Raw genomic sequence first — 12,670 nt, 5'->3', positions numbered from 1 at the left:
GCCTCCACGCAGCCCGATGCACGAACGATCGCACTGATCAGAGGTGCCGATTGACTCGCTTCATGCCCTGTCACGTCCAATGCCCTCTCTTTAACCGCTTGCGCACAGCAAAGACGTCAAGGCGCGTCCGACGGCCTCCTTCGAGAAGTGTCGATTCATCAACGCTTGCCCGCCGCGAGAGATCTGCTGCCAGAGCTTGTCGTCCGAGTAGAGACGAATAACCGCTTCGGCAAAGTCCCCGGCGTCCTCCGCGATGAGCGCGTCCACCTCATGAACCAACCCCATACCCTCCGCGCCGACGCTCGTGGTGACGACCGGCAAGCCAAAGGCGAGGCTTTGACCGACCTTCCCCTTCATTCCTGCGCCGTGCCTCAACGGCGCAACGAAGACTCGCGCTCGCTGGAACCAGGGTGTCACGTCTCGAACGTATCCGAGGGGATCGACGTTTCTCGACTTGAGCGCACGCACCGCATACGGCATATCGCTGCCCGCAATATGAAAACGCACATCGGGGATACGCTCGAGGATCAGAGGAAAAACCTCCCGCACGAAATAGAACACGGCATCGACGTTCGGAGGATGATGAAAGCTGCCGATAAAGAAAAGATCGGATCGTGCCCCGACCGCTTCGACATCAGCGAAAACCGGATGGATGTTGGGCAGAACGGCAACAGCAAGACCCGGCACCTCGTTCAGGATCGCTTGTTTTTCATCCTCGCTGATAGCGATCGTCAGGTCCGAGCATCTCGCGTTGCACAACTCGATTGCACGATACCGTTCTGCGTCTTCGCGGACCGTCTCGGGCTGATCGCTGAATGGAATACCTCGCCGCAACCGAATCCAGTGGAGGTCGACCGTGTCGTAGATCACCCGCGCCTGGACCGCCAGGGAGCGCACCATCGGCAAATAGCGCTCAGCGGTCTCGGGGCGCGAAATCCAAACCGTTTGATAGGCTGCGCCATGGCGAGTCAGATACCTCAACGCCTCCCCTTGGCCGACGATCACCCGAATTCCTACCTCCTCGAGCGAGGTCTCGTAGGAAAGCGCCTCGGCGGGACGATCGCCGATGAAATCGATGATCCAGCCCCGTTCGGACATCAAATCCAAGATCATCCGCATCCGAAACGAGCCCGAATCGCGATCCGGCGTCGGCGCCTTCCAGTCAATGACCAGAATACGGCGCCCTGCTGTTTCGACCGGCGGAAATAGGGAAGACCAATCCGCACGCCATTCAGGCACCAGCTGCGACCATGGAGGGTCTCCGGAACCGAACAGCTTCGACAACGGCAGCCAAAAGACGTTGACGAGCGCTTTGATACGGGCCCGCCGGGTCGCTCCGAGCGGCAACAGATGGTAGATATCGCGCACCCGACGAACGGCGGCATTTGCCCGTTCCATCAGCCCGCCGGCGTTCTTCATAATCCAGGCCGAAGGGTAGACAAGCGATAGCGAAGTCCATCGAACCCCGCGCCGGCTCTGGTGGACTGCGCTGCACCTGCCCACCCTGCGGCTGCGACCAGCGACGTGGCCGCATTTGTAAGCAAGCCCAGCCCGCCCTTGACAACCGCCCCGGGACGTCCGCTCGTTTTATCGGAAATAGCCATGCTTGAAGCGCGGGCAGCCATGATCTGCCACATCGGCATCCCCGATCGTGCGGACCCGAGCATCATCCATTCAACCGATCGACCAAGCCGAGTTGTTCGAGCCGTCGACGGTAGCGCGCACCGACCGCAGCGAAACTGTGGTGTCGACGGATGTATCGTGCTCCGGCTTCACCTTTCTCCCGAGCCAACGCGGGATCCTCGACCAAGGCACGCATAAAACCCGCAGCCATGTCGACATCGGCGTCGGCCCAGAGCTGCCCCGCTCCGAATGGATACTCGCCCTCCTCGACCGGAACCAGCACGTAATCGACCAGACAGCAGTTCTCTTCATTCGTGAAATCGAGATTGCCCGAGTATCCGGTTGCGATCACCGGTTTACTCATCAACATGGCCTCGGCGAGACCCCGCCCGAAACCTTCCGATCGATGCAGCGAGACGAAACAATCGCATCCGCTCACCAGCGATCTGATCTCGCGGTCGTCCATCACCCGATCGATCCAAAGGATGCGTGGATCGTTCATGACGTCTCCGCTCTTGAATGCCTCGTATGCATCCGAGCACTCCGACATGCCGTTTGTCTTGATGACAAGACCGACCGATTCATCCGAGCGGGGAAAAGCCTGCTCGAACGCCCGAACGACAGCCATAGGGTTCTTTCTACTGACGAAGGAGCGAAAATCAAAGAAGAAAAGAAAGAGGAATCGATCATCAGGAAGTCCGAGGACGTCTCGACCCGCCGTCTCGGTCTGTCGATGCTCGACCGCGAGCGGCATCCAGATGACCGGGCAGTCCGCCTTGTCGGCAATCGCCTGCTGGATAAAACGCGAGGGCGCCCAAATCTCGTCCAGTCCGGTCAGTGCCGGCAGCCATGCATCCGGAAGTTGACTCAGCTCCCACGCCCAATATCCGATGTTGTACGCGCCGCCCTCAAGCGTCGTACGCTGATGCTCCCACGCCATCTCCATCTCGTCTGCATTCAGGACGAGAAGATTTGCACGATAGCGCGAGGCGGCCGAATCCTCGCGGTGCATCAGGTCGAATTCCTTGTGCATTCCGGCCAACTCCCGGCCGTACTCACCATAGAGATTGCGCAGTGCAAACGGAATAGCAGCTTCATCAAAGGCGGATGCCGCCGTTCGGATATCCTCGGCGCGCCCGAGTACCGCATAGGGATGGCCGATCAACAAAGCGCCCGGATCCGCCGTGGATCGCGAGACAAGGCGACGCGCGCCGGATTTCGTTCGCTCGGGGCTCGGAGCCAACGGCGAGAGCGGATCACCGACGGATCGTCGGCTCCGATGGCGACGGAGCGCATCGCGGAGCCGCGCGCCCACTCGTATCCGACCAGCCGTCACGATCCGCTTGATCGCCGGAATCACTCCGTCGGCGTGTACAAGCATGTCGCGCACGCGGATCAACATGCTCCGACTCGGCCCGAAGGGGTCGATCGTGTCGCGACGGACGGCACGGCGTTTTCAAGCACTCCCGCAGATCGGAGCGGCATTAGCCCTCCGAGCGCCGCACGCGTCGCTTCCAGATAGTCATGTCCGTAACGCAGATCCGGCTCCAGGTGGTTTCCTTCCGCCCATTCGTTCCACGCGTTGATGAAGACAAACCGCTCTCCCGGCGGATTCAATTCCCTCGTCTGCTGGATCAGCGTGGACAGCCATTGCTGGTAGAGCCGCGGGGTGGAGCCGGAAAAGATCGTACCGGCGTCCTGCCGTCGTGCGGTATTGTCCCAACTCGGCATCGCCGTGCGAAAAAACCGATGCTCGGGCAGCGGCCTGTGCATGAAGCACTCGGCCGTGGCCCGATAATCGTAGACGCGACCGGTGAAATCCGGATTATCCATCGGCGGCTGCGGGTCGAGAGGGACAGAGAGGTCATGCGGCGGAAACTCGACAACCGCATCGAACCCGAAATCCCGCGGATCGGCTGTTAAGCCAAAACTCTGAACGCACGCAATAAAAATGTCGCCGATCCCTGATGTCGCACAATACTCGCGCCAAACCTCGGCGGTGCGTGCGGCGTCGGGAAACAGCCCGATCCTGTACACGAGGATCAGTGGACGCCCGTGGATCCGGATGTACCGGCGATCCCGCAGCATCGGCTGCAGATGGCGAATGAACGCCAAATCATCCGCCTCCGAATGGTGCTGCGCCATCAAGATATCCGCCTCACGCCCGTCCCATCGCCGGCTCCAGCTCTCGTTCGCCCAGCAGATGCAGAACGGAAAATCCGGCTGACCGGATGCAAGGACCTCGTCGAGCGGTCGGTTCAACAAACGTTTGCCGCCGAACCAATAATAGTAGTAACAGAATCCGTGAATACCGTAGTCGCGCGCCAGATCCGCTTGGGCCTGACGCGTCTCCGCGAGCCTCAGATCGTAGAAGCCGAGATCGGCGGGAAGGTGAGGCTGTTGGTGCCCTGGAAAGTTGGGCCTTGCCCGGGTGACGTTGGTCCACTCGGTAAAGCCCTTGCCCCACCAACGATCGTTCTCCGGGATCGGGTGAAACTGAGGTAGAAAAAATGCAATAAGCCGGACGGCATCGAGCTCGTCGAGCGTGGCCTGCCAGCGGTCGAGGAAGATCGCGCTGTTTGCGGCGATTCGCGTCATCTTCTCGGCCGGCCGGGCATTCGTCGAGACACTCAAATGGTGTACGACGACCGATTTCGGCTCGTAGATCACATCGTAGCCGAGGGAGCGCACACGCAGCGAAAGATCACAATCCTCGTAGTAGGCCGGCGCATAGGCCTCGTCGAACCCCCCGAGACGCTCGAACAGCGATTTCTCGATCAGGATACTGGCACCCGAACAGTGATCGACTCGTCGACGCCGGTTGAAGATCGGCTCCTCCGGATCCTGATTCAATCCGATCAGCTCGACACGCCCGTCGCGCTTGAGCGCAGCGCCCGCCTCCTGAAGATGGCCGCTCGGGTAAATCAGCTTGGAGCCGACGATACCCGTGTCCGGCTCTTCCTTGAATACCTCGAGAAGCGCATCGAGCCATCCCGCCTGAACCTGCGTATCGTTGTTCAGCAACAGCAGATATCGACCGCGCGCCAGGGCAGCACCCCGGTTGCAGCTCAACAGAAATCCCAGGTTGGGGTCGTTGCGCAGGTAACGGATTCCGCTCACGGCCCGCAGCAGCTCGGGTGTCTCGTCGGTCGATGCGTCGTCGATCACGATGATCTCGAACGAGGCGCGCGGCGACACAGCGGCGATCGATTGTAGGCAGCAAAACGTGAAGCCGGCCTGATTGTGAACCGGAATCAGGATGCTGACCTCCGGATCCTCGGCGACCGGCATCACCAGACCGGCAGCCGCCCCCGGGATGCCCGACTCGGGCACGGAGAACAGCGGCGGCGGAGAAATCGTAGCGATCGGCTCTTTCCGGTCGACGCCGACGCCGTCTCCAAGGTCGGCCTGGACCTCTTGCTCCCCCTGCCAGTGCCGATAGCTGGCGGTGTTCTTGATCAAGGGGGACAAGATCCGGTAAGAGATCGATTTGAGATATGCCCGCCCGCCCGACGTCAGCGGTAGTCGGTGATAGACGGCACGCAGGCCGCGACCTACGATCGCTCTTGGGTGGGCAAATAGGCTCGCGAGAAGCGGACGAGGGGTTTTCATGTCGACGAAATGAGAAAAACCGGTGACGACTCAGGGTCGGAGTTGATCGGGATCCGAGTCGCCGCGGACCTTCCGAGTGGCGCCGCTCCTTCCCCAAACCACATGTTTCCGACTAAAGTTGAGCGCGGACTCAGTGGCGAGGGATGTCCCGGATCCGTAGGAATGATTGAAGCGACGTGAGCGGTCGGAGGCCGTGCCATCATGTTGCATCAACTTATCGGCATGGTCGAGACAAGCTGGCAGGGGTGCCGTGTCGGCACTTGAGCACGACTATACCGACCTCATGCCTCGGTCAAACGAACTCTGCGGCGACTTTGCACGCGGAGGCGATTCCGATGTCTGTCGGCAAGAGACCGGATGTTACAACACCAGGCCCTTCCGAGTCACGAAACAATGGAATCGGCGGTGTGGGCCGATGTCGGACCGAGGACGGGCTTGCCGCACGGCTTGGAGAGCCGTTGCTCGGCGGAGCGCCTTCCACGCTTGCGGCCACGGACAAGGATTCGGACTCGACCTCGCGTCGCCCTTGGCGATTAGCACCCCGGATCCATTCTCAAGTATTATCGCGGCACCCGAGTCGGTGGATCTGGGCTCTCGCCGAGCAGCACAGCAGAACCCGCCCGCCGCATTTCAAGGCACGCGCCGGATATCCTCCCTCATCGGAATAGACATACGATCACGCGGGAACTCCGGACCTCATGCGTACCCGCCCGATGCGCATTGGTGACCGGACCCGACTCGACATGACCAGCAATGCCCCGCACGGAACTCCGGATCGGCACGGAAGGATGTGATGCGCCAACGGTTGCTGCCTTCGACCGCCCCTTCACTCGACGCATCCTTCGCGCCTAGGGCGCGGGAATCCAACCAGCAGCATTTCCGAAGACTTTCGCTAAGACCTTACCGCGGATGCCATCCTGATTAAAATAATGAGCAGAAATCCGCCGCAAACGCAATCTTCCGCATTCGCCTCTGCGGATTCTTCGATAAAATGCCACCCATTGATATGAATACGATTTCGCTTCTTCCCTCGATTCAGGATTCAGCAGTCGGCAGCTTCGGCTCAGGCCCGGTTTTGGTGCTCTCCGCGGAACCCGGCGACGCTGTCTTCGGTTGCGGCGGAGCCTGTCGCCTTCACGCCGAAGCAGGGAATGAAGTCCATGTGCTCGTAATCACGGATGGCCGTCGATCAGCGGTTGAGCCGCCGATGAGCCGTGCATCCAGCCGAAGACTCGAATCCGAATGTCATGAAGCGGCCGGCATGCTCGGCTGTCTGGAGCCGATATTCTGGCACGAGTCGCCGTCCGACATCCAATACGGCGAACACTTGGTCTTGCGACTGATGCGACTCGTGGAAGATACCGGGTCGACACTCCTATACGCTCCATCTCCGCTCGACCGGGATCAGATTCGCGCGACGCTCGGCCTGGTCGCGCGCGAGGCGATCCGCCGCATCCCTGCAACCTGCGGGCTGATTTTCTACGATCCTCCGGCATCAACAGAGCCGAATCACCTGATCGATATCACCTCCGTTTTCCACGTCAAGCAGGCGGCCATGGCCTGCTTGGGCTCGCTGCCGACTGTTCGAACACCGAGCGAACACACGTCCGACTTGAGCAACGCACATGCACGTCGACATCCCCGAGCAATCGAGGCAGCTGAAGGAATGACGATCGTCAAAGCAAAAGAGCTATTTCGGCCGATTGCCGGAATGTTGGAGCGCATGAAGAACTGGACCGAACAACCACCCGTCGGCCCCCTGGTCTCCATCGTCATCCGCAGCATGAATCGCCCCGAGTTATCCGAGGCACTCGATTCGATCGCTGCTCAGACCTACCGACACATCGAGGTGATCCTGGTCGATGTCGAAGGCCGGGGTCGCCTGCAGTCCGAGCCCCGGTGCGGCCGTTTCCCCTTACATATCGCATCGACCGGAGGCCACCTCGGCCGAGGTGCGGCCGCAAACGTCGGGATGATGGCTGCAACAGGATGCTACATCGCCTTTCTGGACGACGACGATTGGTTTTTGCCCGACCATGTCGCCTCTCTCGTCGGCGTCTTGGAAGAAAACAATAGCAGCCGGGTCGCTTATGCGGGTGTCGCATGCCGACGACAAACCCAGTCCGAGGATTGGGAGACCGTTCATGTCTTCAATGAGCCATTCGATCCGACACGGCTGCTGACCCAGAACTATCTACCCATGCATGCGGTCCTCTTCGCACGAGAGCTCGTTGCCGAGTCGTTGCGATTCGACGAGACACTCGACGTCTACGAGGATTGGGATTTCTGGCTCCAACTCAATGCTCTCTCGGATTTCGTTCATCTCGACCGGATCACTGCAATCTACCGAATTTCGACATCCGGCGGTTTCGGCGTAAGAGCGGAAGATCCAAAGGTCGCCGAAGGCTTATCGGCACTGTTCGCGAAGTGGCGCCTGCGTTGGTCCAGCAGCCAAATCATCGCAATCACCCATCGAGCCAATCAGCATCTGGCCGACGCCGACCAGATTGCCGATCTGCGCCGACAATTGGTCGAGCAAGATCGCGTATTCCGTGAACACTTGGCCGAACAAGACCGCGGTCTCCGTGGACATCTGGCCGAGCGAGATCATGCCATTCGCAATCTACAATCGGACTTGAACGCTCGCGGTAAGACCATCGAGCAGTTGCAAGCCGAGCTGGCCGCTTTCAACGACGAACGACTTCAGCGCCTCGAGTCAACCAAACATCAACGACTCGTAAACGCGCGCCTTGAAACAAGACTAGCGGCTATTCAGGGACAGCATAAGTCCTGTCTTGCAATCAAAGCGAAGTTCGAATCCAGAATCATCGGAATCAATAAAAATCCACTCTGGCCGGTTTCAAATCGAGTTCTGGCGATCGGAAGACGTCATCCCGAAGCAGCGCAGGATCTGATTCGGCTCGCCAAGCGTGTGTGGCGCGCAGTGCGCTTCAAGGGGAGGGCTGCGCGGGTGCAGCAAGCCCGGATCAAACGGATTCGGAACTCAGGTTTGTTCGACGAGGCTTGGTACACCCACAGCTACCCCGAGATCCTGATCGACGGGTATGACCCATGGCAGCACTGGCTCTCGGTCGGCTATCGAGAAGGACTGAACCCCCATCCGCTCTTCGATTACTCGTGGTACTCGGGACAATGCCCCGAGGTCAAGACATCGGAAACGGATCCGATTCTTCACTATCTCGACCACGGCGCCGCAGCGGGTCTCGACCCACATCCGCTATTCAATTCAGATTGGTATCTCGAGCACAATCCAGATGTCGCGGCCAGCGGGATCAACCCGTTCGTCCATTTTCTGACCCAGGGTCATCGGGAAGGCCGCGACCCGCACCCCCGCTTCAGGACATCCTGGTATCTCGAGCAGAACTCGGATCTCATCGCATCCGGACTCAACCCGCTCATCCACTTCGTCCTGCACGGAAGAGCCGAAGGTCGGAGACCGTGTCCGGCGGACCCCACACTCGACGATGTCCGTCTCGGGCTGGACTCCATGAAGGGAGATACCGTCTACGGGAGCGAGATCCTGCCGTTGCATGGCTGGATGATCGGCCGGGGCGGCATCACCGAGGCATCGGTCTTGATCGATGGACAAGAGTGGATGGCCATCAAGCGAACACAGGACCGAGCCGATGTTCAGGCTGCACATCCGGATCTGGCGGATACCTTGAAAAGCGGGTTCAACATTACGCTCGACATCTCGGGGCTCAAGCCCGGCGATCATGTCGTCGAGATTGCATTCCAATCGGTTTCAGGCGCTTCGCTCAATCGTCGCATCAATCTGGTGGTGGAAGACCGCGGGATGCGTTGGCATTTTGCCTATTTCCGACAACAGCCGAGCCCTTCCGACGCTCGCGCTATGGCCAGGAGGTTTTCCGACCGGGAGAGCCCCGCTCGGGTCACGGCACTCATATCGTGCCGACTTGGCTTTCCGGAGCAGCTTCTCGGCGATCTTGCATCCCAGGTCGTTCCGCCGGCGCGTGTCATCCTACTGCCCGGACAGCAGGGCAGCGGAAACGCCGAGGCGCTGGCGTGGATGGTACCCGCATGGTCGGAGCTCAACTCCGCTGCGCCCTTCTCCATCAGCGTCTTTAGCCCGGATACCGCCGTGGCGGATCTGCGAAACTCGGCGGATCACATCCTGATGCTCGATGCAGGCGAACGACTCAGTCAAACCGCAATCTATTACCTCGTGCGGGAGTCGCTGGGGGACGCACCGGATCTGGTCTACTGCGATCACGACCTGATCGACGCGGGTTATCTGCATATCGAGCCGAATCTCAAACCCGCTTGGTCACCGACCCTTCTGCTCCAGCGCGATTACATCGCCGGCTGCCTGCTGATCCCCGCAGCGCGGCTCGACGAGCAAGCGGTTCGTCTGTACAACGATCCGGCGTGGCGCTACCGACAAGCACTCACCGCAACACGCGCACCTGCCGAGGTTCGACATGTTCCGCGTGTCCTGTGGTCAAAACCCGCCAACGAGGGAACGGAAGCACCTCAAGCCGGCGCGATGGCGGCTTCGTGGATCCTGGACCTGGATCCCGAGGCCAGGGTGATCGAGGATCCCGAGACCAAGCATCGCCGCATTCGGTGGTCGTTGCCCGGGCCAGCACCGAAGGTCTCGATCGTCATCCCGACGACCGGCAACCCCAAGTACCTCGTTCCCTGTATCGAGAGCATCACCGGCCGCACCACCTATCCCGACTATGAGTTGATCATCCTCGACAACGGGCGCGGAGCCTTCCCGGAGGGTATCCAATGGCTGCGGGAGCGCGGTCTGAAAATCATCGAGTGCAACGAGCCCTTCAACTGGGCACGCCTCAACAATCGAGGAGCCCGCGAGGCGCGCGGCGATTATCTGCTCTTTCTGAACGACGATATCGAAGTCACGGATCCGGAATGGCTCGGTTGGCTTGTCTCCCATGCGGGCCGACCCGGCGTCGGTTGTGTCGGCGCACTCATGTACTATCCGTCCGGAGAGATCCAGCATGACGGCGTGTTCCTGGTCGACCACGGCGGAGGGGTGCGCCACTGGTTTCATCGGCTCCCGCCGGCGACATCCCTCTATCAGCGTCTCGATCGGGTCACGCGAGAGGTCACGGCGGTCACGGGTGCCTGCATTCTGGTGAGCACCTCGGCCTTCGGCACGCTCGGCGGTTTCGACGAGGCCTTTGCAATCACGCACAACGATGTGGATTTCTGCCTGCGTGCCGGTGCTCTCGGTCTGCGTAACCTGGTCGTCGCCGACACCAGCTTGATCCATCACGAGAGCGTGCACCGCGGAGATAAGCCGAGTCCGGATGACGATAAACGCATGTGGAGCATCTGGGGAGATTCCCTGAAGCATGGAGATCGCTACCACCATCGACAATTCGTCAAAACCTCCGGGGATTGCGGAATCGCCTACGATTTGGATGACAAGCAGGCGAATCAAAATCACACCGCCGATGGCCCCGCCGACGGAATCAATTGTATTGCTTATGTTACGGCCGAGATGGGATTAGGCGAGGCGGCGCGGGGCATACTGGCCTCGCTTGATTCGGCGGGACTCTGCGTCGACGCGATCGACTATCGTCGCGGCAATCCGTCGCGCTGCGGCGATCGTCGATACGCACACCGCTTAACCGGCAAAGGCCGCTACCCGACATCGCTCTACATCGTCAATGCCGATTGGCTCCCGACGGTCAAGGACGACGTGGCAAGCCAATTACCCAACGAACGCTACGCCATCGGTTATTGGGCCTGGGAGCTCTCCGAGTTTCCTCGACGCTGGACGCCCGCCTTCGACTTGGTCGACGAGATTTGGGTCGCTTCCGAGCACGTTCGCGGCGGCATCCAACGCCTGACCGAGAAGCCCGTTCGAGTCGTCCCGAACCCCGTATCGGTCGACGCACACGATCTCCCGGGGCGCGAATTCTTCGATCTCCCGAAGGATCGCTTCATATACCTGACACTCTTCGATGTCCACAGCATCGTCGCGCGCAAGAATCCGCAGGGCGCCATTGATGCGTTCAAAAGTGCGTTCGATCCGCTCGATCGCTATGTCCACCTTGTCGTGAAGGTCAACAACGCCGATGAAGAAGCCCGTGAAACGCTCCTGAAGAGCATCGCCGACCGACCCAATATCACGATTGTCGATCGCGTACTGACGCGCCGCGAGACCAACGGACTCTTTCAGAGTTGCGATGTACTGGTCTCCCTTCATCGTGCAGAGGGTTTCGGGCTTCCGCCCGCGGAGGCGATGTGGCTCGGCAAACCGGTGATCGCCACGAATTATTCCGGCAACACGGACTTCATGACCGACGCCAATAGCCTGCTGATCCCCTATCGACTGGTCAAGATCGGAGTGAACCAGGGACCCTACGACAAGGATGCCGTCTGGGCAGAGCCTGATCTGAAGGCAGCGGCGGCGGCAATGAGACGAATCAGCGCCGACCGCAAGCTCTACGAGACGATCGGCAGGGCGGCGTGGATGTCCGCGCGCGCCCAACTCGCTCCCGCCGTTGTCGGGCGCCGTATTGCGGAATATTTGACAAGCAGCCCTCGACAACAGGCACGGGATCAGCGGTCCGAGGCCGCGTCTTGATCGACACCAGCAGAGGACTCGATCCGTGACAGACACACTCCTGTTTATACACATACCAAAGACCGCCGGTACATCCGTTCGTGTACTGCTTCAAGATTGGCTCGAGCCCGAAGAGCTGGTTCTGCTCTACGGCGAATCACCCGGGATACTCGAAAGCGAGTTCCGGGCATGGAGTGACGAAGAAAAGGTGAAGGTCCGTCTCGGCTACGGTCATTTCCATTATGGCCTGCATGAGGCGCTTCCTCAGCATTCGAAATACGTCACGCTGATGCGTGAACCCGTGGATCGAGTCCTCTCGCTCTACTATTTCTATCGCGATGTCGTTACCGGCCCCGCAAACGATCTGATCGTGAAGAACCGACTGGATATTCGGGGATTCCTGACAGGCGGCTTCTTCCTGCAAAGTGATAACGAAATGGTACGGATGATCAGCGGCCTGCATCCCATTCCTTTCGGCACCTGCGGGCCGGAGCACCTCGAGATCGCCTTACAGCACCTCGAAGAAGACTTCGCGGACGTCTTGTTTGTCGACACCATCCACACAGGGCTCGCCCGATTGCACCGGACTGTTTGTCGAAAGGACACGGGGTTTGCGGTTGGGCGCGAAAACTGCAATACCGAACGCCCGAAGGCAGCGGATCTCGATGAGGAAACGATCGAGCTGCTGATGCATGCAACGCGGTGGGATAGACGTTTGTACGAAGCTGCAAAGAGACGCTTCGAACCGCCTTCCCGTAGGTTGGACGAGCGATAGCGAAGTCCACCGCACCCCGCGCCGGCGCCGGCGGACTGCGCCTATCGCGTGTCCACCCTACGGTGCCGGGGAAACGG

The 12,670-nt window shown here is 60.1% G+C and carries 5 protein-coding genes; 2 read left to right on the top strand and 3 right to left on the bottom strand.

Annotated features, from left to right (window positions below):
• Nucleotides 1-90 precede the first annotated feature (90 nt).
• The 3 genes from B4N44_RS03520 to B4N44_RS03510 all read right to left on the bottom strand — a co-directional run bounded on the left by B4N44_RS03520 (nucleotide 91) and on the right by B4N44_RS03510 (nucleotide 5,085).
• Entirely contained in the window at nucleotides 91-1,419 is a 1,329-nt protein-coding gene (locus tag B4N44_RS03520) for a glycosyltransferase (RefSeq protein ID WP_296696980.1), read from the bottom strand.
• 247 nt (nucleotides 1,420-1,666) lie between these two features.
• Complete coding sequence (locus B4N44_RS03515) at nucleotides 1,667-2,791, bottom strand: glycosyltransferase family 4 protein (protein WP_296696979.1); 1,125 nt, start codon at nucleotides 2,789-2,791, stop codon at nucleotides 1,667-1,669.
• Nucleotides 2,792-3,018: 227 nt separating this feature from the next.
• The gene (locus B4N44_RS03510) at nucleotides 3,019-5,085 is read right to left on the bottom strand and encodes a glycoside hydrolase family 99-like domain-containing protein (RefSeq protein ID WP_296696977.1); all 2,067 of its coding nucleotides are present in this window, start codon (nucleotides 5,083-5,085) and stop codon (nucleotides 3,019-3,021) included.
• A gap of 1,141 nt (nucleotides 5,086-6,226) precedes the next feature.
• Here B4N44_RS03510 and B4N44_RS03505 point away from each other — a divergent pair.
• Nucleotides 6,227-11,839 (top strand): glycosyltransferase, encoded by a 5,613-nt coding sequence (locus B4N44_RS03505; RefSeq protein ID WP_349681061.1) that lies wholly within the window; start codon nucleotides 6,227-6,229, stop codon nucleotides 11,837-11,839.
• A 25-nt stretch (nucleotides 11,840-11,864) separates the two neighbouring features.
• A complete protein-coding gene (locus B4N44_RS03500) occupies nucleotides 11,865-12,593 on the top strand; it encodes a sulfotransferase family 2 domain-containing protein (protein WP_296696973.1) in 729 nt (242 codons plus the stop codon).
• Nucleotides 12,594-12,670: the final 77 nt, after the last annotated feature.

The sequence above is a fragment of the Thiocapsa sp. UBA6158 genome (assembly GCF_002423035.1).
Classification (GTDB): domain Bacteria; phylum Pseudomonadota; class Gammaproteobacteria; order Chromatiales; family Chromatiaceae; genus Thiocapsa.
Note: the sequence above shows the minus strand (reverse complement) of the source record. Positions and strands in the feature narration are given on the sequence as shown.

Excerpts from the sequence above, each read along its gene's own strand:
- B4N44_RS03520 (WP_296696980.1), bottom strand. The coding sequence starts at position 1,419 with ATGAAGAACGCCGGCGGGCTGATGGAACGGGCAAATGCCGCCGTTCGT.
- B4N44_RS03505 (WP_349681061.1), top strand. The coding sequence starts at position 6,227 with ATGCCACCCATTGATATGAATACGATTTCGCTTCTTCCCTCGATTCAG.